Annotated in this window: 26 protein-coding genes; 13 read left to right on the top strand and 13 right to left on the bottom strand. The window is 38.0% G+C overall.

Features of this window, described 5'->3' with window-relative positions; genetic code table 11:
- Nucleotides 1-16: 16 nt before the first annotated feature.
- On the bottom strand, nucleotides 17-649 hold the full coding sequence (locus tag DKG77_RS06220; protein WP_109661199.1) for a hypothetical protein: 633 nt from the start codon (nucleotides 647-649) through the stop codon (nucleotides 17-19).
- Nucleotides 650-840: 191 nt separating this feature from the next.
- Between DKG77_RS06220 and DKG77_RS06215 the strand changes: the two genes are divergently transcribed.
- From DKG77_RS06215 to DKG77_RS06190, 6 genes are all read left to right on the top strand, one after another.
- Nucleotides 841-1,806, top strand: coding sequence for a prenyltransferase/squalene oxidase repeat-containing protein (locus DKG77_RS06215; RefSeq protein WP_109661198.1), 966 nt, complete (start codon nucleotides 841-843; stop codon nucleotides 1,804-1,806).
- Nucleotides 1,803-2,468: an FMN-binding protein gene (locus DKG77_RS06210; RefSeq protein ID WP_109661196.1), complete on the top strand. Its 666-nt coding sequence runs from the start codon at nucleotides 1,803-1,805 to the stop codon at nucleotides 2,466-2,468. The genes DKG77_RS06215 and DKG77_RS06210 overlap by 4 nt, the downstream gene beginning before the upstream one ends.
- A gap of 10 nt (nucleotides 2,469-2,478) precedes the next feature.
- Nucleotides 2,479-3,240, top strand: a complete 762-nt coding sequence (locus DKG77_RS06205; protein ID WP_109661194.1) for a GNAT family N-acetyltransferase — start codon at nucleotides 2,479-2,481, stop codon at nucleotides 3,238-3,240.
- 68 nt (nucleotides 3,241-3,308) lie between these two features.
- Entirely contained in the window at nucleotides 3,309-3,983 is a 675-nt protein-coding gene (locus DKG77_RS06200) for a CDP-alcohol phosphatidyltransferase family protein (RefSeq protein ID WP_243414864.1), read from the top strand.
- Nucleotides 3,976-5,187, top strand: a complete 1,212-nt coding sequence (locus tag DKG77_RS06195) for a metallophosphoesterase (protein ID WP_109661193.1) — start codon at nucleotides 3,976-3,978, stop codon at nucleotides 5,185-5,187. The genes DKG77_RS06200 and DKG77_RS06195 overlap by 8 nt, the downstream gene beginning before the upstream one ends.
- 15 nt (nucleotides 5,188-5,202) lie before the next feature.
- Entirely contained in the window at nucleotides 5,203-5,664 is a 462-nt protein-coding gene (locus DKG77_RS06190; RefSeq protein WP_109661191.1) for a hypothetical protein, read from the top strand.
- Nucleotides 5,665-5,674: 10 nt separating this feature from the next.
- On the opposite strand, the gene DKG77_RS06185 is transcribed toward DKG77_RS06190, so the two are convergent.
- From DKG77_RS06185 to ppsA, 7 genes are all read right to left on the bottom strand, one after another.
- Nucleotides 5,675-6,424 carry a slipin family protein gene (locus DKG77_RS06185; RefSeq protein WP_109661189.1) on the bottom strand — a complete coding sequence of 250 codons (750 nt, stop codon included), beginning with the start codon at nucleotides 6,422-6,424 and terminating at the stop codon, nucleotides 5,675-5,677.
- Between the two features lie 133 nt (nucleotides 6,425-6,557).
- Nucleotides 6,558-7,232 carry a hypothetical protein gene (locus DKG77_RS06180; protein ID WP_109661187.1) on the bottom strand — a complete coding sequence of 225 codons (675 nt, stop codon included), beginning with the start codon at nucleotides 7,230-7,232 and terminating at the stop codon, nucleotides 6,558-6,560.
- A gap of 33 nt (nucleotides 7,233-7,265) precedes the next feature.
- Nucleotides 7,266-8,981, bottom strand: a complete 1,716-nt coding sequence (locus DKG77_RS06175; protein ID WP_109661185.1) for an adenosylcobalamin-dependent ribonucleoside-diphosphate reductase — start codon at nucleotides 8,979-8,981, stop codon at nucleotides 7,266-7,268.
- A complete protein-coding gene (locus DKG77_RS06170; RefSeq protein ID WP_109661183.1) occupies nucleotides 8,978-10,006 on the bottom strand; it encodes a hypothetical protein in 1,029 nt (342 codons plus the stop codon). The genes DKG77_RS06175 and DKG77_RS06170 overlap by 4 nt, the downstream gene beginning before the upstream one ends.
- Nucleotides 10,007-10,017: 11 nt before the next feature.
- Complete coding sequence (locus DKG77_RS06165) at nucleotides 10,018-11,193, bottom strand: M20 family metallopeptidase (protein ID WP_109661181.1); 1,176 nt, start codon at nucleotides 11,191-11,193, stop codon at nucleotides 10,018-10,020.
- On the bottom strand, nucleotides 11,190-11,789 hold the full coding sequence (locus DKG77_RS06160; RefSeq protein WP_243414863.1) for a flavin reductase: 600 nt from the start codon (nucleotides 11,787-11,789) through the stop codon (nucleotides 11,190-11,192). The genes DKG77_RS06165 and DKG77_RS06160 overlap by 4 nt, the downstream gene beginning before the upstream one ends.
- 497 nt (nucleotides 11,790-12,286) lie before the next feature.
- Nucleotides 12,287-14,692 (bottom strand): phosphoenolpyruvate synthase, encoded by a 2,406-nt coding sequence (gene ppsA / locus DKG77_RS06155; RefSeq protein ID WP_109661177.1) that lies wholly within the window; start codon nucleotides 14,690-14,692, stop codon nucleotides 12,287-12,289.
- A 256-nt stretch (nucleotides 14,693-14,948) separates the two neighbouring features.
- Between ppsA and DKG77_RS06150 the strand changes: the two genes are divergently transcribed.
- The 5 genes from DKG77_RS06150 to DKG77_RS06130 all read left to right on the top strand — a co-directional run bounded on the left by DKG77_RS06150 (nucleotide 14,949) and on the right by DKG77_RS06130 (nucleotide 18,386).
- Nucleotides 14,949-15,458: a nicotinate-nucleotide adenylyltransferase gene (locus DKG77_RS06150; RefSeq protein WP_109661175.1), complete on the top strand. Its 510-nt coding sequence runs from the start codon at nucleotides 14,949-14,951 to the stop codon at nucleotides 15,456-15,458.
- Between the two features lie 29 nt (nucleotides 15,459-15,487).
- Nucleotides 15,488-15,706, top strand: coding sequence for a dodecin family protein (locus DKG77_RS06145; RefSeq protein WP_109661173.1), 219 nt, complete (start codon nucleotides 15,488-15,490; stop codon nucleotides 15,704-15,706).
- A 174-nt stretch (nucleotides 15,707-15,880) separates the two neighbouring features.
- The gene (locus DKG77_RS06140) at nucleotides 15,881-16,522 is read left to right on the top strand and encodes a class I SAM-dependent methyltransferase (RefSeq protein ID WP_109661171.1); all 642 of its coding nucleotides are present in this window, start codon (nucleotides 15,881-15,883) and stop codon (nucleotides 16,520-16,522) included.
- Nucleotides 16,519-16,932: an archease gene (locus DKG77_RS06135; RefSeq protein ID WP_109661169.1), complete on the top strand. Its 414-nt coding sequence runs from the start codon at nucleotides 16,519-16,521 to the stop codon at nucleotides 16,930-16,932. Before DKG77_RS06140 ends, DKG77_RS06135 begins: the two co-directional genes overlap by 4 nt.
- A 2-nt stretch (nucleotides 16,933-16,934) precedes the next feature.
- Nucleotides 16,935-18,386: an RtcB family protein gene (locus DKG77_RS06130; RefSeq protein ID WP_109661167.1), complete on the top strand. Its 1,452-nt coding sequence runs from the start codon at nucleotides 16,935-16,937 to the stop codon at nucleotides 18,384-18,386.
- Between the two features lie 23 nt (nucleotides 18,387-18,409).
- On the opposite strand, the gene DKG77_RS06125 is transcribed toward DKG77_RS06130, so the two are convergent.
- The 5 genes from DKG77_RS06125 to DKG77_RS06105 are packed head-to-tail and all read right to left on the bottom strand — an operon-like array spanning nucleotide 18,410 to nucleotide 21,716.
- On the bottom strand, nucleotides 18,410-18,673 hold the full coding sequence (locus DKG77_RS06125; RefSeq protein WP_109661165.1) for a zinc ribbon domain-containing protein: 264 nt from the start codon (nucleotides 18,671-18,673) through the stop codon (nucleotides 18,410-18,412).
- Between the two features lie 36 nt (nucleotides 18,674-18,709).
- The gene (locus DKG77_RS06120; RefSeq protein WP_109661163.1) at nucleotides 18,710-19,204 is read right to left on the bottom strand and encodes an AraC family transcriptional regulator; all 495 of its coding nucleotides are present in this window, start codon (nucleotides 19,202-19,204) and stop codon (nucleotides 18,710-18,712) included.
- 34 nt (nucleotides 19,205-19,238) lie between these two features.
- Nucleotides 19,239-19,871, bottom strand: coding sequence for a phosphoribosyltransferase (locus DKG77_RS06115; protein ID WP_109661161.1), 633 nt, complete (start codon nucleotides 19,869-19,871; stop codon nucleotides 19,239-19,241).
- A gap of 19 nt (nucleotides 19,872-19,890) precedes the next feature.
- Nucleotides 19,891-20,535: a dienelactone hydrolase family protein gene (locus DKG77_RS06110; RefSeq protein WP_243414861.1), complete on the bottom strand. Its 645-nt coding sequence runs from the start codon at nucleotides 20,533-20,535 to the stop codon at nucleotides 19,891-19,893.
- Nucleotides 20,532-21,716: a bactofilin family protein gene (locus DKG77_RS06105; RefSeq protein ID WP_109661159.1), complete on the bottom strand. Its 1,185-nt coding sequence runs from the start codon at nucleotides 21,714-21,716 to the stop codon at nucleotides 20,532-20,534. The genes DKG77_RS06110 and DKG77_RS06105 overlap by 4 nt, the downstream gene beginning before the upstream one ends.
- 238 nt (nucleotides 21,717-21,954) lie before the next feature.
- Here DKG77_RS06105 and DKG77_RS06100 point away from each other — a divergent pair, with 238 nt between their 5' ends.
- Together DKG77_RS06100 and DKG77_RS06095 are read left to right on the top strand one after the other, a co-directional pair.
- Entirely contained in the window at nucleotides 21,955-22,191 is a 237-nt protein-coding gene (locus DKG77_RS06100; RefSeq protein ID WP_109661479.1) for a hypothetical protein, read from the top strand.
- 30 nt (nucleotides 22,192-22,221) lie between these two features.
- Nucleotides 22,222-22,743, top strand: coding sequence for a hypothetical protein (locus DKG77_RS06095; RefSeq protein WP_109661158.1), 522 nt, complete (start codon nucleotides 22,222-22,224; stop codon nucleotides 22,741-22,743).
- The last annotated feature ends 19 nt before the right edge of the window (nucleotides 22,744-22,762 follow it).

Genomic DNA, 22,762 nt, shown 5'->3' with positions numbered 1-22,762 from the left:
CAAAATAATGTGTGCTTTAAAGTTTGTTTATTAAGTTTTCCCGGTCCATTTGCTTAATTATCCTTGCTACGTAATCATCCACTGTAGAAGTAATATCTTGTGGATTTACAATGTCAAAAGAACCTACCCATACCAAAGACCGAGCATCACCTTTTTTTAGATTATAGATAGCGGTCTCTACATGGTATACTTTGTAATTGGTGTAATACCCTGGTGTGTAATATACATCTTGATAGGTATACCAATAACCGCCAAACCTATACCACCTATAGCCCAACGTATAATAGTCTGAGCTATATTGTGTTTTGTCGTCTACCCCTTTCACCGCTGTAACAATTACTGAATCAAAACCATCGTTCATTAGTTCTTGGGTCATTGCCTCAATCTCCTGTTCACTCCTTTTAGAATCAACAAAGGACTCATCAATTACCCTAGTACTTACATGGGCATTTATACCACGTTGTATTAGGGACTTTTGTAGTTTTTCTTCAAAGATTTTCCGCGCGGTCAGGTTATCTGTTATACCAACAACAAGTAATTTTTGCGGATTGAAAGAGGCAATCTCACGATTCTTCCAACTGTCTACAAACTGTGTACTTGAACAGGAGACCAATAGGAGAAAACCAACCAAAAAAACTGTATTTCTCATGGTATTCTATTTTTATTTAAAGGTATTTTTTGCGCCATCTGCCTACAATGACCTGTATCACTTAAAAACCTTGTTTTTTATTTAATTTTCGCTAGGATGACCGTTATCATTTCAATATGACCCCTTCACATATATTTTAGTAAAACTGTTTAAGCAACTAATAAGATAAGAGGGCTGTCAACCATGAAAAAATGAACAATCAAGAAATCATAGCATGGCTTTTAGAAGGTGATATATCCATACAATATCAGGTACATCGCGACCTTTTGAACATGGAATGTGAAGACCTTAGACGTAGGATTGCATTTGAAGGTTGGGGAACCAAATTTTTGTCCAAACGTAATTCCAATGGGCATTGGGGAAGCAAATTTTACCACCCCAAATGGACATCAACACATTATACACTGGTTGATTTAAGGAACCTATGTATTGCACAAAGCAATGCAGCCATTCAAAAAACCCTAAAAATCATTCTTAAAAATGAACAGGCAAATGATGGGGGTATTTTACCTATTGGCAAAAACAGATTAAGTGACTTATGCATCAATGGCATGTTTTTGAACTATGCATCATATTTCAAAACAAATGAAAACGATTTAAAGCCGGTGGTCAACTGTATCTTGAACCAAATAATGCCAGATGGTGGCTTCAACTGCCGGTCCAATCGTTCGGGCGCAAAACACAGTTCGCTCCACACCACGCTTTCTGTGCTGGAAGGTCTTACAGAATACGGATATAATGGATATACGTATAGGTTGGGAGATGTCAAAAAAGCTATCCGATCCTCACAAGAATTTATTCTGCATCATCAGCTATATCTATCGGACAGGACTGGAAAAATCATCAACAAAGATTTTTTGAAACTGTCTTACCCAAGACGCTGGCGATATGATATCCTCAGTGCCTTAGACTATTTCCAATATGCACAATTTCCATGGGACGACCGAATGCAAGCTGCCATGCAGGTTTTATTAAAAAAACAAAACAAAGATGGTACCTGGAATGTTCAGGCAAAGTATCCCGGACAAATACACTTTGAGATGGAAAAGGCAGGTAAACCCAGCCGATGGAATACGTTAAGGGCCATGAGAGCATTAAAGCATTTCGGAATCGATATTAACAAATTTGAAAACCTAAAAATTCTTCAAGAGCTATGAAAAGAAAACTTGTATTCTTGGTTTTGGTTCCACTTCTTTGGAGCTGCAAGCAAAAAACCGATGTTGTAACACCAAAGCAAGAAATAAAAAAAGAGAAAGAGGTTATTAAATTATCTCCAATAATAAGGGAAATAGCCCTATTTGCGGATATTTCCTTAACAGACTCTACTAATGTAAATACTTTGGTTCATTTTAGATCAATCGATAAAGAAGGAATGATGGAATCCATATCTATGGAAGAAGCAGTTTCACTTTATAGGAGAACACTAAAATCAGGGGAATCTAATGCTCTTCCCATATTTGAAATAAAAAACACCGACTACACCGTGCTTTTAGCACTTGAAAAAGGATACGGTGGAACTATATGGGGAAAACTGCTAGTGGATAGAACCACTCTGGAAATCAAAAAAATTGAATTTGATCATAAAGCGGAATCTGAAGGCTATGGGGACGGAATATCGTTTTCATCTTTTGAGAATCAATTTGTAGGAGCCAAAATAGATTTTGAAGCCAACACCTTTGCATTAAATCAGGCAGGCAAGACTGTTGTAAAGGGCAATACGGCAATAGATGGCATATCTGGTGCCACAACCACAAGTGCCGCCACCATTAAAATGGTTAATGATGGTCTAAAAAAACACAGGAACTATCTTAAAAAATAAACGAAGTATAATGAGTCAATTACAAATAGTGGAAGTAACACCCAAAAACGTAACAAAGGAAACGCTCTTTTGTGTCAGAGATATTAGCAATCCGGGATTTGAGAGCAAGCGAAAATGGTTCGCAAAAAGGTACAAAGAGGGGTTGCGAATGAAAATTTTAAAGAATGCCGACGATAAAATGATTGGGTTTATAGAATATGTTCCAGCAGAATATGCCTGGCGTCCCATTGATGCAGATGGTTTTATATTTATTCACTGTATCGTTGTTTATTCCAAGAGTGACCGGAACAAAGCACACGGATCCATGCTTATAAATGAAGTTGAAAAAGAAGCCAAGGCAATGAAAAAACATGGCCTTTGCGTTATGACAAGCAAAGGTACCTGGATAGCCAATAAAAGTATTTTTGAAAAAAATGGGTTTACACAAGTTGACAAAAGAGGCCGATTTGAATTCCTTTCAAAACAGTGGCACCCATCTGCAGACCCTAGACTATTGGACTGGACACTTCAGCAAAAAAAATACGAAGGTTGGCATTTATTGTATGCAGACCAATGCCCCTGGCATGAAAAATCTGTAGAAGCACTTTTAAATACCGCAATGGACTTTGACATTGACCTGAAAGTGCAGAAAATTGAAACCGCGCAAGAAGCAAAAAATGCCCCATCTGGGTATGGCGTGTTCAATCTCTTGCACAATGGGAGATTATTGGAAGATCATTACTTGAGTGCTACCCGTTTTAGAAACATTCTCAAAAAGGAATTAAAAAAATAGCCGGAACATGGTGTCCATCATCCATTTCGATATTTCAACAAACCATATTCAAAAGGTCGAAAGCTTCTATGAACCAGTATTTGATTGGAACCGCATCAAAAGATGCTAATAGTGCCATACCTATGACAGTATTCAAAAAGTACAATATCGCCGATTGGTTTTCATTTTATCGTATTGCCACAGCACCTTTTCTTTTGGTGCTGATATGGCTTGGCGAGCGGGAATTGTTTTCTTGGTTTTTATTGGTGAGTTACCTTACAGATGCTATTGATGGATTTATTGCAAGAACTCTTGAGATAACAAGTGCACGAGGATCCCAGATAGACTCTATTGGGGATCAGGTTACCTTGGTAATTGGTTTAATTGGTCTTGTTTTTTTTGAACCGGATTTTATTATAAAAAATCTGGTTTTAATATTGATTGCTTTTATTCCCTATTTGGTGCAAATGGGTATTGCCCTTAAAAAATATGGAAAACCCACTGCGTTTCACACCTACCTTGCCAAACTGTCTGCCATTGTGCAAGGAACATTTATTCTTTGGCTCTTATTTTTTGAACCAGTCTATTGGCTATTTTATTTTATGATTGTATTGGGTGTATTGGAAACAGTGGAGGAGATTATCTTGATTTTCATGTACAAGAATTGGGTTGCAGGTGTAAAAGGAATATACTGGGCAGTAAAGGACAAGCGAAGACTCAGCAAATATGGGCAAAACCAAATGACTAGACCAAACGATGCGTAGATACTCTTTTTTTGCTATTTTCTTACTTTGTCTAGCAATACTCCTTGTTGATATACTTGCTTTTTACTGGCTTCAATCCATTACACAGCTTATCGCCTCCCCTTTCTTTAAGAGCTTGATCAACGTGCTTTTTTGGTTCTTTACCGTTGGTTTGCTTGTGGCAATCTTAACCTTAAAGATACGACTGGAAAGCATTTCCCAGAAACGAAGGTATTTGCTTATATCCTCATTATATGGCCTTACAGTATCGTCCTTCGTTCCGAAATTTATTTTTGTAATTGTTATTTCCTCACTCCATTTCACCAATTATGTTTTTTCTGAAAGTGAGTCCTTGGTTGTAATACCCTTGGTTGGTCTATTTTCAGGTGTTTTTCCTTTCTCTGTGATTATATATGGTGTTTTTAGGTCTTTATATAGGTTTAAGGTTCATCATGTTGAAATAGAATTTGATATACTGCCGCAAAAATTTAAGGGATTGCGCATCGTTCAAATATCTGATATCCATCTAGGGAGTTTTAATGGTCGCTATCACGTTTTTGACAGGGCCGTTGTGTTGATCAACCGTTTGGAACCCGATTTTATTTTTTTTACCGGCGACTTGGTCAACAATTCTGCTTGGGAATTGAGGGGATGGGAATCCACTTTCAAACAATTATCAGCTAAAACAGGAAAGTACTCTATTTTGGGAAACCATGATTATGGTGATTATGACCAATGGGAATCAATTGAAGCAAAAGAAGCCAATTTTGAAGCAATCAAAAAATTCCATAACGATATTGGATTTAAACTTTTGCTGAACGAGACGGAAATAGTTGAAAGAGAAAAAGAAAAGATTGCCATTGTTGGGGTGGAAAACTGGGGAACTCCTCCTTTTAAACAATATGGCGATTTACAGATGGCATTAAGAAATACATTTGATATTCCCTTTAAGATATTGCTTTCCCATGACCCAACGCACTGGAAAGAGGAAGTGGTAAAAAGCACCGATGTTGCCCTTACGCTTTCTGGCCATACCCATGGTATGCAGGTAGGGATAAATCTAAAAAACAAAAAATGGAGTCCAATAAAATATAAATATGAGCATTGGGCCGGCACCTATAAGGAGAATAATCAATACCTCTATGTTAACCGAGGTTTGGGTTGGCTTGGATTCCCCGGCAGATTGGGCATGCGTCCAGAAATCACCTGCATCAATCTTGTTTGATAAAAAGAAAAAACCATGAAAAAATCAATTTCAAGCTATATTCTTATTTTTCTTGTTCTTTTCCAGTTCGTGGGAGCCATTCCATCTGGATTCAGTATGATTATTGATCCTAGTGGTGGTGGTATGGGCATCCCCTTATACCTTTTGGAGCAATCACCTTTTTCCAATTATTTGATCCCAGGATTGTTTTTGTTCATTGTGCTCGGTTTATTTCCGGCACTTACTTTTTATGGATTGATTAAAAAACCAAAGATAAAATGGTTGGAAAAGCTAAATCCTTATAAAGAATACCACTGGGCTTGGGCATTTTCATATTACATTGGAATAATACTCGTACTTTGGATTAATTCGCAACTCATCTTTAAAATTGGATTTGATGTACTTCACTTTCTCTATTCTGTACTTGGGATATGTATAATAGTATTTACCCATCTTCCAAGCACAAAAAAAGATTATAAAATTTACACCACAAGATGAGTTCTACAACTCAATTTTCAACCTTTTTTTTTGAATCTCTTGGCAACACTTCCTCTGGAAAGGGAAAAAGAATTGTTGAATTTTTTTCAGCCGCTATATTCGACAACGTCTGATAAAGCCTCAACTTAATTGCCGAAGGTGATTGATCTATCAACTTACCCGCCTCAAGCAATTTTCCAGCAGCTTGATTTTCAGCTTCAGCCAAAATAATTCGTGCCCTTCTAGATCTTTCGGCTTCCGCCTGATTGGCCATCATCCTCCTCATATTTTCTGGCAATTGGATATCCTTGATTTTTACATCGATGATTTCAATACCCCATTCCTGTGTTTCCAGTTCCACAATGGTCTTAATGTTCTTCCCCATTTCCTCTCGCTTGGACAAAATGGTATCCAACTCTACCTTACCACAAACATCCCTTAGTGCTGCCTGCGAAAGTTGTGTAATGGCAAATGAATATTCCTCTACTTCCAATACGGCTTTTTCAGGGTCTTTTATTTTAAAAAAGACTACCCCATCAATGCTACAGGGTACGTTATCCTCAGTCATTACCTCTTGGGATACCACATTAATGGTGATAACACGAATATCAACTATTTGGATAGTCTCAACTATGGGAATGACCCATCTAAAACCAGGTTGTAAGGTTTTCACATACTTTCCAAAACGAAATTTTAGCGCTCTTTTATATTCAAAAACGATTCGGATTCCAGCTAGCAGAATTATGCCTAAAATGATGAATAACAACAACAGTGGGTTCATGATTTTTTATATTTAAGTTCTAAATCTTATGCAAAGACGTATCTCTATAATTTACGCAAATTAATTGAGTAAAAAAAGAACTAAGTCATTAAAAATCAATTACAAACAGCTTATTTATGTATGTATTAAGATATCACCCACCAGAATGATTTTGACCTTCAATCACATTATTCCCAGTTTTTGATTTTAATCTTTGGTACAACGCAATATTCAGCATCAAAAACCAACATATAAAACTTACAAAGGTCACCTTTTGAATTACGGGAAGCATTCCGATATAAATACCTGTCTCGTAGATGTAGTAATTGATAAAAAAGATTACCAAGCAAAAAATTCCCAGTATTAAAAGAAAGTAAAACTTTGCCCTGTACAGTTCAATAAAAGCTGATATAAAAGCGATAAACCCAAATACTCCGGCTATACGGACAACAACATCATGATTTCCTGCCGCCAAGAACAAGATGACCACCAAAGCAGCTATCCCAGAAGTACGCATTAAAAGTTGGTTGTTGTTTTTGAATGGAAATAGTTTGGGCAAGTGAAACCAAAGTATGATTAGGCTGACACACAATATCAATAGAGCCAAACGAGCATAAATGCGCGCTGCATTTAGTTGTCCGCCTATAGTATACGTGTCCAGCAAATCGCACAGGTAATTGTTCCAAAAACTGAACCCATTATACAAAGGGTCCGCATACGAACCTCCAGGGTATCTAAATGCTGCAAGGACATATAAAATAACAAACACAAAAATGCCCGTTAAACTAAATAGAAAAACTATTCTCCCTGTGTTTCTTTCAAATCTCATCTTGTAACTATGGGACCATTTATAAAAAGCTGTCTAACAAACGTCATCCTTGTTCAAATTACAGGTTTGTAGGACTTGATTTGGTTTACTACCATTTCTATATATTGTAATTCCCTTTAAACCATATTCCCATGCGGTGAAATAAATCTTTGAAATTTCCTGTTTGGTGGTTTTTTCCAGAAGATTAATGGTTTTGGAAACTGCATTGTCTGTATATCTTTGAAATGCCCTCTGATGCAACAAATGCCATTTCCATGGGATTTCAAGGCTTGTTTCAAACAATTTCCTTATTTTTTTTGGAACGGATTTCGCCTGCTGAATGCTTCCAGTTTTCATTACTTCGAACTTGAGTTCTTCTGTCCAAAGTCCAAGTAGTCCCATCTTTTCTAAAAACACAGGATTAATTTCCATCTGTGTTTCATTTTCTAAAATTCCCACTCTTTTATAAGCCAATGCGTAAAGTGGTTCTATGGAATAAGATGTATTGGCAATAACCGAGATACTCCCGGTGGGGGCAATACTATTGCATGTAGCATTCCGCATGCGTTTTTCCGTTGCATAAATACTCTCATTCCAATTAGGAAAGGTTCCACGTTCTTTGGCCAGTGCATTTGAAGCATCATAGCTTTTAGACTGAATAAATGCCATTAGTTTTTCTCCCAATTGCACTGCTTCGTCCGAGGCGTAAGGCAACCCCAACATAATCAACATTTCTGCCCAGCCCATAACACCAAGCCCTACTTTGCGGTTTTTGGTGGTTTTGGATTTTACTTGGGGCAATAGATAATGGTTTGCTGAGATTACATTGTCCAAAAGCCGTATAGTAGTGGCAATAGTTTGTTCTAGCTTATCCCAATCCACTTTCCACTTTCCATCTAAAGTTTTAACCATTTTTATCAAATTCAAGGATCCTAGATTACAACTTTCATGGTCCAAGAGGGGTACTTCCCCACATGGATTTGTGGTTTGAATTCCACCTTGTTTTGGAATGGGATTGGCCTTATTGATGGTATCCAAAAAAATAAGCCCAGGATCTCCAGTTTTCCAAGCTGCTTCAACAATAGTTTGCCAAATATCAGAAGCCCTTACCGTTTTATGAACGGTATGGTTTCTTGGATTGATGAGTTCCCAATCATTATTTAATTGCACTGCGCGCATAAATCTATCTGATATACCGATAGAAATATTAAAATTCCTTAAACTAACATTATCCGATTTTGATTTGATGAAATCTTCAATATCTGGATGCTCCACATTTAAAATACCCATGTTTGCCCCCCTTCTTTTCCCTCCCTGCTTCACATATTCTGTTGCGGCATCATATATTTTCATAAAAGCAATAGGACCTGATGAAGTTCCACCTGATGAAGTGACCACATCACCCTTAGGCCTAAGTTTGGAAAAATTATATCCCGTTCCACCTCCACTTTGATGAATCAATGCAGCATTCTTAAGGGTGGTAAAAATGCTATTCAAGCTATCTTTAACAGGCAGGACAAAACATGCGCTTAACTGTCCATTGGGCAAGCCTGCATTCATTAAAGTCGGCGAATTTGGTAGAAACTCAAGATTTACCATAACTTTATAAAAGGTGTTTTCCCACTCCTTTCTATTGATTTCTTCAATATTTGAAATGTGTTTTGCCACTCTTCTAAAAAGCGCGTTTGGAGTTTCAACTATTTTCCCATTAATATCTTTTTTAAGATATCTGGCGTTTAGAATCTGTGTAGCATTTTTAGTAAGTCTCATTTTGGTTTAAGTGAGAACCCCGTAGTGGCTGTTAATATTTTTTTTAACTTTTTTGTCGTAGTAGAATCTATCAAATTTAGTGCCCTTACTCCGCAGAGCTTTTCCACCATTTGTATTCCTGCCAGCGTATTAGAAGCTATTCCGGTCACGATATCAGGTGTGATATTAAATGCCTTCATGAGTCCATATACGGCATATGGGTCAGATGCACTTAAAATGGTACATTGAATATGTTCTCTAATCCTCTCAATAGCACTGTCTCCATTGTAGGGTTCAAGGGGAGAGGCCCCAATTTCTATTATAGCAACATCTGCTTTTTCAATAGCAATTCTACTAAGCATTTGCTCCAATTTAGTTTGATATGTTTCTTTGGGGCAGATAGAAGATGGAAGCCCAACGTCAACAAAATCCAATACTTTATCCGCGCCAACATCCTTAAAAGCAAGAATATCTTTAAAACGCCCTGCTCCTGTAAGTTTTGCACCAACCACGTTGTACCCCGCTTGTTTGAATAGATTGGTCACTATACGGGCAGATGTAGTTTTTCCAGCGGACATGGATGTCCCCACAAAAAGAATTACCGGAGTATCAAAAGGAACTGTTCCTATAGGTTTTACAAAACTATCCATAGTCACTTTTTCCTCTCTCCTGAAAGCATGGCCTGTATACAACACCCTTATCATCTTGGGAATAAAAATCGATTTTGAAGTTAGTTTTCCCAACAGACCTGCACCGGTCAAGACGCTCATCTTTAAATCATCCGTCACGTTTCTCCAACTACCTGTAGCTTCCAGTGTAGCAAAACGTTCACCTAAAGCTCCAATAAGTGATTCCCCGGCAATAACCCCTCGCATTCTTCCATTGGGAAGTTCCAGTTTTAGACTTTCACCGCCGGCATTTATTATTTTGCATGCCACATAGTCCCCAGTCTTCCATTTATCGCGCTCTATTTTTTTAAATGTAAAATCTTTCTCGGCCAAGTCAGAAATTCGAGTTAAGGATGTATAGATATATTTATGATTCATAGTACTGTTCTTTAATTTGAATTAATTGCTTTTGCCAACAGAAGAAGAGTCAACAGTGCAGTTCTTACCGGCAACTCATTTAAGAAGATGAACTCATGGACAGCGTGGGCGCCATCCCCGGTGGTTCCCAATCCATCTAAAGTGGCCGTGTACATACTTGTTGTATTGCCATCAGACCCGCCACCAGCAATACCTTCTTCTAGCTTCAACCCCAATAATGCCCCTTTTGTTTTTGCAAGTTGCCATAACAACCGATTGCGTTCTGTGCGCTCAAGAGGAGGCCTGCCAATACCTCCATCAATGTATAGTTCCACATCTGGCATAGATGGTCTTAATGCGTAAATCTGTTCAGTGATTTTATCACCATCCGCTTGATTTAAAACCCTGACATCTATGACGGCCTTACTTTCCGGGGCAACCACATTGGCAGAGATTCCACCTTGGATCATACCTACATTTACAGTGATTCCGTTTTCAAAATCATTCATAGCATACAATTGCTGGACAACATTTGAAAGTTCTACAATGGCATTGATTCCCTTTTCTGGATCCAATCCGGCGTGTGCTGCTTTTCCCTTAACGGTTATGGTGAACCTTCCAACACCTTTTCTGGCTGTTTTTAATTTTCCATCCAAACCCAATGGGGGTTCCAGTACAAAGGCCCTTTTTGTGATTTTGGCGATGCGGGAAATTGTTTGTGTGGATTCCCTGCTTCCAATTTCCTCATCGGAGTTGATGATAATTATCGGCTCCAATGAAATGGACAATCCCAGTTCTTTTATTGCCTTAAGCGAAAAGACTAATTGCGTCAGCCCTGCCTTCATATCATATATGCCAGGGCCGGTCATTCTTCCATTTTTTTCTCTAATCGGCATTGTTGACAGCGTGTCCATCTCCCATACAGTATCGCAATGCCCAACAATCAATTGTAAAGGCTTGTCCTTAAATCTGTTTTGAGGTCTAGCATATAAATGTCCCCCGGTTTGCTTTCCTGGAAAATACATTACATGGAATCCTAATTTTTTCAGTTCTCCACCAATTAATTTGAGAATTTTTACTTGGGAGTCATGATTGCCAGAAGGAGATTCATGAACAACCAACCGTTCCAAAAAACTGATCATTTTTTTTTGGTTCACCTTAAAATAATCCAATATTTCTTTGGCGTTTAGCTCGGTCTTGGATGTCATCTCTTAAAGTCTTTGGGAAATGGAAAATTATAGGTCTTGGTGATTTTGGCAAATCTTCCAGGTGAGATATAGACAAAAAGTGGGTCTTTAACTAATTGATCCTGTTCATCCCTCTCGGAGATTCTCCTATATTCATCAAGCACTTGTGCTACTTTTATTTTTCCGGTTATAATACTGTTCTCACCAAACCCATCAATGACCTTGAACAATTCGCACTCCAGACGCAAATAAGAATCTTTTAAGAACATGGCATCCATAGTCTGTGCTTTCTCCAGCGGCAGGGCTTTTAGAACATTTTTATATTTAGAAATTACCGTATCCCTTTGTGAAGCGGCAAGGGAGGTTGCAACAATGGTGTCTGGCAGTGGAAAACTAACGGTAAAAAATTTGGTTTTTAAAACGTTGTGGTACGTGGCGTGCTTTGGTGTGCAAACAAATCCAAAGTAGTTGTCAAACCCTACAGGGCCCGCCATATGTTTGGGCGCCATGTCATAGTTATCTGCTTCCTTGGTTCCGATAAGAACCAAAGGGGCTACCATAAAAGTGCTGTCCCAAATGGGAACACTCGTGTCCAAAGATTGAAAAAGGTGCTGCATTGCCTTCATACTTGATGGTAAGGAATTGAATAAATGTAGAAAGGAACAGGAGATTCTAAAATGATGAATATCATTCAATATCTATGTGCTTCAAATGCTTTTGTAAAAGGGTGAAATGATTTTTAGCGTATCATAAACCAATTAGAGATTGGTATAACCAGAAGCAGGAAACCAAAGGCCTCCTGCTTCCTATGAATTCTTCTTGTTCAAGTCATGCTTTCAATCAATCCTTAAGCCATTTTATTGCTAAAATAATCTAGGGGTCAATTTTGACATATCAATCACGCTGAATCCTTCACTATGATTTACTTTGCTTTGCAACATCATAAATCAATATTTTTCAAAAAACTATACTTTCATTAATCGTTTGGCTAAAGTACAACACCCAACCAAGGTGTGAACTGACCTAGGTCAGTTGGATACATTTTTTTCTTTTTTTTCTTCATATTGTTCCTTTGCACTTGTTTTTCCTTGTTTCAATAGTTCAAAAAACTGATTTAAAAACTTTGATTTGAAGTCGATTTAAGTTTCATCAAACCTTTTTCCGCCATATTGATGTTCTCTATACCTTGCAAAAGTGCATCTGGATTAAAAGAAATACTATCTATTCCCGTTCTGACCAAGAAAGAGGCAAACTCCGGAAAATCACTCGGTGCCTGTCCACAAAGCCCAATTTTTGTGCCTGTTTTGTTTGCCTTTTTAATGGCCATGGCTATCATACGTTTGGACGCAAGATTATTTTCATCAAAAAGATTGCCCATAAGTTCAGAGTCCCGATCTATTCCCAGAGTGAGTTGTGTAAGGTCATTGGAACCAATAGAAAATCCATCAAAGATTTTTGCAAATTCCTCTGCTAAGATTACATTGCTGGGTATTTCTACCATAGTATAGATTTCCAATCCTTTTTCTCCACGTTTTAATCCGTTTTCTGCCATTAAACCCACAACTTTTTTTCCTTCTTCCAAGGTTCTGCAAAAAGGTACCATTACCTTAAGGTTATCCAAACCCATGCTCTCGCGAACCTTTTTAATAGCAGCACACTCCAGAGCAAACGCTCCCTTGTACAAATCGCTGTAGTATCTGGCAGCTCCCCTGAAACCTAGCATGGGATTTTCCTCTTCTGGTTCAAAGTCCCGTCCACCTATAAGATTAGCATATTCATTGGTCTTAAAATCACTCAAGCGCACAATAACCTCTTTGGGATAAAAGCTTGCCGCGATCATTGCAATTCCTTGTGATAGATGGTCGATAAAGTATTCTTTCTTATCCTTGTAATTTTGGGTAAGTTCATTAATAGCATTGATGTCTTCAGGATGTTTGACATTGTCAAATTTTAATAATGCCATGGGATGCACTTTTACGGAATGGGTTATGATAAATTCCATTCGCAATAGCCCAACTCCAGAATTGGGATAGAAAGAAAGACGGAACGCATTTTCTGGATCGGCCAAAATTAACTTTGCCTCTGTCTTTGGCATTTTTATGTTGGAAAAATCAATTTCTCTCGTTTTAAACGGTAATTTTCCTTTGTAGACATAACCCATTTTTCCTTGGGCACATGATAATGTAATTACCTCTCCATCTATGATCTTACTGGTGGCATTGCCACAGCCAACTATGGCAGGAACACCAAGTTCACGAGCCACAATGGCCGCATGACTTGTTCTACCTCCTTTGTTGGTGACAATTCCTCCTACTTGTTTTAGCAAAGGATCCCAATCTGGATTTATAGTATCCGTAACTATGATATGATGTTTATCCAACATAGAAGCTTCTCTTGGAGATTTTAAAAGCTTAGCTGCTCCCATCTTTATTTTGGCTCCTACAGCATTTCCGCTGGTCAGTATTTCTCCCTTCTCAAGTAAGGTATATTCCAGTAGAAAATTTTTGTTTCTTGTATGATGAACCGTTTCTGGACGGGCCTGAATGATAAACAGCTCGTTGGTAACCCCATCTTTTGCCCATTCAATGTCCATAGGGCCTTTATAATGTTTCTCTATCAACAAGGACCATTTGGCAAGCTGGATAACCTCATTGTTAGTAAGTATAAATTGCCGTTGTTTTGAGAGGGGGGTGGTTATATTTTTCGTTGATGCTCCATCCTTAGATTGTGAATAGACCATGGTCAATTTCTTATCTCCCATTTTCTTTTGGACAATTGGGTATTTGTCCTGCTCTAGTGTAGGTTTGAATACATAAAACTCATCAGGGTTTATAGTGCCCTGGACAATATTTTCCCCTAACCCCCAAACTCCGGACAAGAGTATAATATTCTCAAAACCAGATTCCGGTTCTATGGTAAAACCGACCCCTGAGCATCCCTTATCCGCCCGCACCATTTTCTGAACGCCTACAGACAGGGCAACATCGCTGTGCTCAAAACCTTTGTCATCCCTGTATTTTATTGCCCTGTCTGTGTAAAGGGAAGCAAAGCACTTCTTGACTGCTTCCAGTAGGGGTGCTTGTCCTTCAATATTTAAAAAAGTATCATGTTGTCCTGCAAAACTGGCAGTGGGAAGGTCTTCAGCCGTGGCACTGCTCCTTACCGCAACAGCGCATTGAGCTTGTCCGCATAAGTTTTGATAGGCTTCAATAATCTCCTTGGTGAGTTCAGCGGATAGTTCTGCATCCAGTATGAGTTTACGGGCTCTTTTTCCGACCATTCCCAAGTTTGAATATTTTCTTACATCCAATTGGGCCAATACCTCTTCCAAAGGTTTTCTAAGGGAATTCTCATCCAAAAAATCCCAAAAGGCCCTAGAGGTTGTTGCAAAGCCATTAGGAACCCGAACTCCTTTGGAAGTAAGTTGATTGTACATTTCACCCAAAGAAGCATTTTTACCTCCAACAAAAGGAATATCATTGATTCCCAACTCCTTAAATTCTTTAATAAGACTACTCATTTTTTTGAATCAGATTGCCAATGGTGGTTTCGTCATCTCATTTTGGCTACATCCCAAAATTAGCGGTACCCTTTCTATGATGGAATGACCTTAATCATTAATTCAAATATCAGAGTTCAGTTTTTTTGATGGCTTCCGTCTTAAAATCCTGACTGACCCAAGTCATTTGGCACGAGGGACATACGAGATACTTTTAAGGAAAATGGACAAGCTTATGTTCATTAATTAATCTAGTTTTTAATTAAAAAATAATATCATGAAAAAATTATTGCTTGGTTTATTTATTATTGGACTAACCGCCCAATCGTATGCCCAAATCATTAAAACAGAAGAGCTTTCCGAGGTCATAGTATATGCGACAAACTATAAATATCTGACCAATGTGAACACAAAAGAAGTTGCTTCAATTCCTGTAGAACTGCTAGAAAGAAAAGTAGCTGCTTTCGATTTGAAAAATTCTGAGTATTATCAAGATGACTATGATCTTTACCAGGTTAATTTCTACATACCTGAAGGAAGAATACTGGCTGCTTATGATAAAGATGGTAAGCTTTTAAGAACAGCTGAAAAGTTTAAAGACGTAAATCTCCCAAGGTCGGTTAAAGAATCTGTTTATGAAAGATTTCCTGGCTGGACCATTACCAAAGATGTTTATTTGGTCAACTATCATGAAGACAAAAGTGTGACCAAAAAATATAAATTGAAACTAGTCAACGGTGATAAAGTTGTACGAGTGAAAACGGATGAAAATGGAAAATTTTTATAATCCAATTTGTTAATCTTAAAAAAACAGCCATGTCAGTTTTAAAGGTCATAGAAATTTTGGGAAACTCCACTGAGAGCTTTGAAGATGCTGTTCAGAACATCATTACTGAAGCATCAAAAACCGTAAAGGACATTAAATCTGTATATATAAAAGATATGCAGGTTACGGTAAACAACAACCAAATTGAAGAGTATCGTGTAAATGCCAAAGTATGTTTTGGCATTCTTGATGAACCCTCCACAGCTTAAAATTGGAGTAGGCATTCCCTAGGTACCTAAATGAATGTAGTGTCCTAATAACCCCGCCAAGGGAATGCCCTCTTTTAGGAAACCAACCTAAATAACACAATACCAGCAGCATTATTCTTCTTTTGGAACAGTTATGCTGTTTGCCGCTTTATTATTTGTTGATTAAATACAATTATGGTACGTTCAAAAAAAATATTTGAGAATAACGTTGATGAATATGAGTCTTGGTATGACAAATACCCCAAAGTATATATGTCCGAGATACAGGCAATCAAAGAACAACTTCAAAAATTACCAGAAAACATTCGAGGAATAGAAGTGGGTCTGGGAACAGGAAGGTTTTCTGAACCCTTGGGCATCAAAGAAGGTATAGAACCTTCTTCCGCAATGGCGCAAAAGGCAAAAAAACGGGGTATTGAAGTATTGAAAGGCACCGCGGAAAGATTACCGTATGCAGATTTAACTTTTGATTTTGTTCTTTTTGTTACCATTTGTCACTTCAGTAGCATTGGTAAGGCAATATCAGAAGCCCATAGGGTTCTTAAGACCAATGGAGCGATAATCATTGGTTTTTTGGACAAGGACCAGGAAATTGCAAAACAGTATGAAGAAAAAAGAGGGCATAGTACCTTTTATAGAAATGCCCATTTCTATCCTGTTGGGCGTATTGAGAAAATGCTGAACGAAAAAGGATTCAAAGAATTGGCATTTAACCAAACCCTCTTTGGAAAATTAAACGAGATAAATGAAATACAACTTCCTAAAAAAGGCTTTGGAGAGGGCTCTTTTGTAGTGGTAAAGGCATTGAAAAAATGATTTATGAATATCTTTCACATACCGCCGATGTAGCCCTTAAAGTTGAGGGAGCCAGCCTTAAAGAATTGTTTAAGAACGGTTTAAAGGGGATGAACGATATCCTTAAAGAAGGGTTTTGCGGCAAAGTAAACCGATTTGATAGCCAAATGACCATAGAAATCACTTCGGCCAATAGAACCAACTTATTAATTGATTTCCTATCTGAGGTTTTGGCACTTACCAATGTCCAGAAATCCATTTATTGTGGCGTATACTTTTGCTATATTTCAGATACTAAGCTTGTAGCACAGCTGTATGGGACTTGGTTTGGTAATTTTGATGAAGATATAAAAGGAATAACCTACCATGAAGCATATATTCACAGAAACGAAGATGGAAACTTGGAAACATGTATCATTTTCGATCTCTGATTATGCAAAAGGTAACAAAGGAACATATAGAAAAACTTACAGATTACCTTTGGGAAATACCTACATCTTTTAGAAAAGATATGTTGGTGCCGGCAAGAATCCTTGCTTCAGAACAAATCCTGGATGATATCATTGAAGATAGATCTCTTAATCAATTGGTCAATGTAGCAACACTTCCTGGTATTAGGAAAGCCTCATTGGTAATGCCAGATGTGCATGAAGGTTACGGTTTTCCCATTGGAGGGGTTGCTGCCACCTCTTATCCAGATGGGGCAATTTCTCCAGGCGGCATTGGCTATGACATTAACTGTGGCGTGCGCTTGTTGACTTCATCACTGAAAATGAAAGACATAAAAGAAGATCTTGAGGCTTTAGGAAAAGAATTATACGCCAAAATACCTTCCGGAATGGGCAAAGGTGGTCAAATACGCGTTTTTTCGGAGCAAATGGATGAAGTACTCCACCGCGGTGCTGAATGGGGCGTTAAACAAGGTTATGGCCATAAAGATGACCTTGCATACATTGAAAGCAAGGGAAGGTTAGCTTGGGCAGATCCAAGCTGCGTTTCCCAAATGGCCAAAAATAGGGGAACCGACCAGTTGGGGACCATTGGCTCCGGCAATCATTTTGTAGAGGTTGACGTTGTTGAAGAAATTTATGATAACGAAAGTGCCAAAGCCTATGGGCTTCATAAAAATCAAATCGTGGTGATGATTCATACTGGATCACGTGGTCTAGGACACCAGGTGGCAACCGATTATATCAGAATCATGATAAATGCAATGCAGAAATATGGCATAAAACTTCCAGATAGAGAGTTGGCCTGTGTACCATTCAATTCTGAAGAAGGGCAAAATTATTTCAAGGCCATGTGCGCTGCCGCCAATTATGCATGGTGCAACAGGCAAATCATTTCATGGGAGGTTAGAAATGCCTGGGAAACCCTTTTTGGCAAGGAAAAAGGGCAATTAAGACTTATGTACGATGTTGCCCATAATATAGCGAAGGTTGAAGACCATGTCATAAATGGAAAAAACGAAAGAGTAATTGTACATAGAAAAGGTGCAACAAGGGCATTTGGGCCTAATTTTGAAGAGCTTCCAGATGCATATATTGCTGTTGGCCAGCCTGTAATAATTCCAGGCAGTATGGGGACCTGCTCTTATGTTCTGGCCGGTACCACAAAAAGTTATGACATTACCTTTGGATCCTGCTGTCATGGAGCAGGAAGGAGATTATCAAGAACAGCTGCTAAAAAACAAGTAAATGCACCCGTTCTTAAAGAACAACTTAGAGAAAGGGGTATTTTTATAGAAGCTGGTTCATTTAAGGGCATTGCGGAAGAAGCACCCATAGCCTATAAAGATGTAAACAGCGTTGTTGATACGGTTAACATCTCCGGAATTGCAAAAAAAGTCGCAAAAATCAAGCCCCTAGTTGTTGTTAAGGGCTAAGCTTGCTCTTTCTTTGGTTGGCACTATTTGTTTTTCCAACGCTCCAGTCTTGGTAGACCAGAAACAAAAAAACTTGCTAAAAACCCGGGAAACCCTTGTTCCTTCATTTTTTCTTTACAAAACTTTTTCATTTGATCTACCGTAAAATCCGGTTGGGTAAAAACTCCATTCCCATAACAATAGCTGCAATACATTTGATTTTTTGTACCGTCTGCGTTTGTGCCTCCTTTTTCTGGGTCTTTCTTAAGTGGCATTCCACAGCTTTGGCAATTTTTATATTTTTTCATTTTTTATGAGTTTTAATTGGATGGGTATGGTCTGTTCTAGCTTTCGATTGCAATGCAGATATCCACTATATGTTTTCCCTCCGGATGCGTTCTAGGGTCATTTTTATACGATTCATACATTAATTGTGCAAGCTTCAATTTTTCTGATTGGATAAAACCCATTATCTCCTGCCATGCTTCTTCATATTCGGTAGGAAGAATTTCAAAGGAAGCAACAAGGTATTCGGCCTTAGGCAGTTCCATTAGTTGTATTTCATCTTCAGGTTTGGTCCCCTCTGGAACGGTAAACCCAACACGTATAGTCTGTTTTTCTTCAGGAACTAAATCAGGGTCGTCAAGATATACGCTAATGGCTTCAGTCTTTGGACTGGCCAGTAATTCCTTTGGCTCGGCCCAATCTCTTACTTTAGTAAATAGTTTCTCAAAAAGTGCGCTATCACCTTTATAGCGGCCAACATTGCTTACATAGGCCAGAGTGCGTTTGGGCAATGTCTTTACTTTTATTTTTGATGTTGATATTGGTGTCTTCATTAAATTAGACTTTTTTTGTTATACATTCTGCATGTTATATACCATTCACATAACTTTCTTCCAACAATTGAATTGCTTCTTTATCCGAAACTTGATGAAACTCTAAATAAAACTGCCCTACCGCTTTAAAATTGAAAGGAGTTTGCAGGCAGATTACCTCATCAACGTTACCTGATGACTTTATTTTTTTAATTGCCGATTTTGACGCTACTGGAACTGCAATCACAATTTTTTTAGGTTGCTGTTTCTTGACCAGTTCTGCGGTCACCAATATGGTATTGCCAGTTGCAATTCCATCATCCACAATGATCACTATCTTATTTTTCAAATTTTCTGGCATTCTGTTTTTATAATACTGGTTTTGGCGTTTTCTTAGTTTTTGCCTTATTCTTTGTGCTTCCTCTTCTATGTAGTTTTTTGTAACGCCAACAGCATTACTCAATATCATATTTTCCAGACTTACAGCTCCAATGGCATACTCCCGATGGTACGGATGACCAATTTTTTTAGTGAGTACAACATCCAAGGGCGCTTGCAACTTTTTTGCGACTATACTACCCAATGGCAATCCGCCTCTGGGTATGGCCAATACCACAACATCTTCTTTCTTAAATTGAATTAGGGCCTGTGATAATTGTATACCAGCATCTGTTCTGTCTTCAAACATTTTGTCTCCTTTTTATGGTTCACAACCATTTGATGAACCAGTTTGCCGTATGCCTTGCAACCTCTTTTAATTTACCGGGCTCTTGGAACAAATGAGAGGCTTCTGGTATTATTTCCAACTTTTTGTGGCATTCTAATTTTTGGTAGGCCTTCTCATTAAGTATTATTACCTCTTGGTCCCAACCTCCAACCAACAGAAGTGTTGGTGCCGTTACCTTTTGTAGTTGCAGTATTGCCAAATCTGGTCTACCACCCCGAGAAACAACAGCTTTAACGTCTTTATCATAAAAAGCTGCAGCCTTTAACGCAGAGGCACTCCCTGTACTAGCTCCAAAATATCCAATGGGCAAATTTTCAGTCTTGCTATACGCTTGTATCCATTGGGTAACATCTATCAAACGTAATGTCAGCAAATCAATATTGAATCTATTCTCATAATTTCTATCCTCTTCTTCAGTCAATAGGTCAAAAAGCAAGGTTGCCAAACCTTCTTCATTTAGGATACGGGCAACATAATTGTTTCTTGGGCTAAATCTGCTACTGCCGCTTCCGTGGGAAAAAATCACTATCCCGGTGGCATTTTCTGGAATCGTCAGGACACCAGGTAATGAAATCCCATCCAATCTTATCTTAACCGGAATGTTCAACTCTTTTAAGGACATCATGACTCAGCAATTTTTATGATTTTCTTTTTTTGAATTAAAGTCAAGGCCAACACACCATAGGCAACTGCCAAAAGAGTTATTGAGATTAGCAATCCGATAAACGGTATGAGTGTCAACAACCTTAGTACAATTGCAGTACCCAGTGCTATAAAGACAATAGACCAAAAACCCCATGATTTATTTTTCCTATGGGCCCAATAGTGCACTATCAATAGCGCTGCTACCAAATGCCCAAATAAAATACTAAAAAGGTATAGAGAGAGTAAAAATAAACTTATGGGAATCCCCACAATGATTACAAGGGTAAAAACAATTAACAAGGGCAATCCGAACAAATAAATAAGCCCATATCCAAAGCTTTTCCAGAAATCGTTATCCAAACGGCCCACTGATTTTACAAATACTTTTTTGAATGCCCAGTTGAGCAACAACAGCACTAAAAAAGCGGACAGTACGTAAAAAATCCAAAAACCGAGCGTTGCTATACCCAACGCTTTCCAAGAAAATTCATTCCGATCTTTCATCAACTCTTCATTAAATACTGCTTGTGCGTTGACAAGGGAATTCCCAAAATCTACTTCCCCATCTTCAGTCCAATATTCAACATCTCCATAAAATTTTGCGTTGTCACCAATTTCAATTTCTTCTGCTACTATTTTGGAATTTCCCCTAACCTCTCCATTAACTTTGATCTCTCCACCATACAGTTCTGCTCCTTCTTCGATTTTTCCATTGATGTTCAACTCTCCACCAGATGCTTTTACCATACCTTTTACTTCTCCATCTAGGTCTACCGTACCTGAAAAGCTGATTAGATTACCATGAATCACGGTTTCCTCCGTAATTGATATTTCACCACCAAAGACAATGACATCGTCACCCACAACATTGTCAAGGGTAATTGTTCCACCAGAGGCACGAATATCATCTTTGACATATCCTTTTACCAATATTTCTCCTGCTGCCACAATCAAATCTTGTTGAACGGTGTCCTTTACAATGAGCTTACCTCCAGCTGCGACCACATCACCAGCTACGGTTGCGTTTATCGTAACAGTTTCTGCCGCGAGATAAACATCATCTTGCATGTTTTTTGAGAGGGTAATGGTCTTATCCGATTCAAATTGACCTAAGGCCAATATGGGGAACACTACTGCGATAAAAAGTACGAATGTTTTCATTTGTCACATATTTTTTGATTTTAACATCAAAGTAACCCTGAATGAAGAAATTTTGAAATGATCTGGGTCAGCCCTTAAAAAATATAGGGTCAGTTGATTTAGGTCATTTTCATAAAATTTTATTAAACCTAATTTTAGCACAAATATTTTTTGAACAACTGGTTGGTTTTAGATAGGTTTTGGACATCAAAAAGTTGTGCTAATTAGCGGGAGTGCTATATCTGAAAAAAATATAGTTATGAAAACAATGCAAGAACTATTGAGCGAAATAATGTTGCTGACAAATCACATTGAGACAGAATACCCGGAATTGTATAGATTCTTGGATGAAAACCCTATGACCATTCCGTCATTGGACCACCCAAACATAGACAAGGAAATCATGAAAGAGTATATGGATAGTTTAAAACAATTATTGGAACATTATTTGGAAACACACCAGACCAACAAAATATTGGGTAAATCTCATTCATAGTAAGAATTAATCTAGTTAAAAACACAGAAGATGAAATGGTGGAAAAAAGTACTATTTGTTTTATTAATTATTATTGGACTGTTACTTGTATTGGGAACTTGGTACAAAAACAAATATGCTATGGAAATGGTTATGGAACGAACCGTAAACCGGCCTGAACTTAATCGCAGTCTTGTAATTGCAACTCAAGGAAGTGCATTTAAGGATAGTATCACCTTTGGAATTATAAATCACTTTGAATCTGATTCTTTATTTATAAGAATAATTGATGTCTCTGGATTGGCAAAAGTTAATTTGGACGACTATGACGCAATGGTTTTAATGCATACTTGGGAAAATTGGAAACCTCCAATGGCAGTAGGCTCATTTGTTGACAAGCTTAAAATAGAGCAGAAAAACAAAATTGTGGTTTTGACCACTTCTGGGGAAGGATCATCTAAGATAGAGGAGATCGATGCCATAACAGGAGAATCTATTTTGGAAAATGTTCCAGCCTATACCGAGAAAATAATATCAGAATTGGAGCAAATTCTAAGACCAAAAGATAATTGAAAACCGCGGGACAATATAG

It is taken from the genome of Flagellimonas aquimarina (genome assembly GCF_003149745.1).
Lineage (GTDB): Bacteria > Bacteroidota > Bacteroidia > Flavobacteriales > Flavobacteriaceae > Flagellimonas > Flagellimonas aquimarina.
Note: the sequence above shows the minus strand (reverse complement) of the source record. Positions and strands in the feature narration are given on the sequence as shown.

Coding starts and splice junctions, on each gene's coding strand:
- DKG77_RS06185 (WP_109661189.1), bottom strand. CDS start 6,424: ATGAACCCACTGTTGTTGTTATTCATCATTTTAGGCATAATTCTGCTA.
- DKG77_RS06190 (WP_109661191.1), top strand. CDS start 5,203: ATGAAAAAATCAATTTCAAGCTATATTCTTATTTTTCTTGTTCTTTTC.
- DKG77_RS06100 (WP_109661479.1), top strand. CDS start 21,955: ATGAAAACAATGCAAGAACTATTGAGCGAAATAATGTTGCTGACAAAT.
- DKG77_RS06150 (WP_109661175.1), top strand. CDS start 14,949: ATGAAAAAATTATTGCTTGGTTTATTTATTATTGGACTAACCGCCCAA.
- DKG77_RS06175 (WP_109661185.1), bottom strand. CDS start 8,981: ATGAGACTTACTAAAAATGCTACACAGATTCTAAACGCCAGATATCTT.
- DKG77_RS06210 (WP_109661196.1), top strand. CDS start 1,803: ATGAAAAGAAAACTTGTATTCTTGGTTTTGGTTCCACTTCTTTGGAGC.
- DKG77_RS06160 (WP_243414863.1), bottom strand. CDS start 11,789: ATGCAGCACCTTTTTCAATCTTTGGACACGAGTGTTCCCATTTGGGAC.
- DKG77_RS06180 (WP_109661187.1), bottom strand. CDS start 7,232: ATGAGATTTGAAAGAAACACAGGGAGAATAGTTTTTCTATTTAGTTTA.
- DKG77_RS06110 (WP_243414861.1), bottom strand. CDS start 20,535: ATGATGTCCTTAAAAGAGTTGAACATTCCGGTTAAGATAAGATTGGAT.
- DKG77_RS06170 (WP_109661183.1), bottom strand. CDS start 10,006: ATGAATCATAAATATATCTATACATCCTTAACTCGAATTTCTGACTTG.
- DKG77_RS06105 (WP_109661159.1), bottom strand. CDS start 21,716: ATGAAAACATTCGTACTTTTTATCGCAGTAGTGTTCCCCATATTGGCC.
- DKG77_RS06130 (WP_109661167.1), top strand. CDS start 16,935: ATGCAAAAGGTAACAAAGGAACATATAGAAAAACTTACAGATTACCTT.
- DKG77_RS06140 (WP_109661171.1), top strand. CDS start 15,881: ATGGTACGTTCAAAAAAAATATTTGAGAATAACGTTGATGAATATGAG.
- DKG77_RS06195 (WP_109661193.1), top strand. CDS start 3,976: ATGCGTAGATACTCTTTTTTTGCTATTTTCTTACTTTGTCTAGCAATA.
- DKG77_RS06220 (WP_109661199.1), bottom strand. CDS start 649: ATGAGAAATACAGTTTTTTTGGTTGGTTTTCTCCTATTGGTCTCCTGT.
- DKG77_RS06125 (WP_109661165.1), bottom strand. CDS start 18,673: ATGAAAAAATATAAAAATTGCCAAAGCTGTGGAATGCCACTTAAGAAA.
- DKG77_RS06215 (WP_109661198.1), top strand. CDS start 841: ATGAACAATCAAGAAATCATAGCATGGCTTTTAGAAGGTGATATATCC.
- ppsA (WP_109661177.1), bottom strand. CDS start 14,692: ATGAGTAGTCTTATTAAAGAATTTAAGGAGTTGGGAATCAATGATATT.
- DKG77_RS06145 (WP_109661173.1), top strand. CDS start 15,488: ATGTCAGTTTTAAAGGTCATAGAAATTTTGGGAAACTCCACTGAGAGC.
- DKG77_RS06205 (WP_109661194.1), top strand. CDS start 2,479: ATGAGTCAATTACAAATAGTGGAAGTAACACCCAAAAACGTAACAAAG.
- DKG77_RS06135 (WP_109661169.1), top strand. CDS start 16,519: ATGATTTATGAATATCTTTCACATACCGCCGATGTAGCCCTTAAAGTT.
- DKG77_RS06115 (WP_109661161.1), bottom strand. CDS start 19,871: ATGTTTGAAGACAGAACAGATGCTGGTATACAATTATCACAGGCCCTA.
- DKG77_RS06165 (WP_109661181.1), bottom strand. CDS start 11,193: ATGACATCCAAGACCGAGCTAAACGCCAAAGAAATATTGGATTATTTT.
- DKG77_RS06095 (WP_109661158.1), top strand. CDS start 22,222: ATGAAATGGTGGAAAAAAGTACTATTTGTTTTATTAATTATTATTGGA.
- DKG77_RS06120 (WP_109661163.1), bottom strand. CDS start 19,204: ATGAAGACACCAATATCAACATCAAAAATAAAAGTAAAGACATTGCCC.
- DKG77_RS06200 (WP_243414864.1), top strand. CDS start 3,309: ATGAACCAGTATTTGATTGGAACCGCATCAAAAGATGCTAATAGTGCC.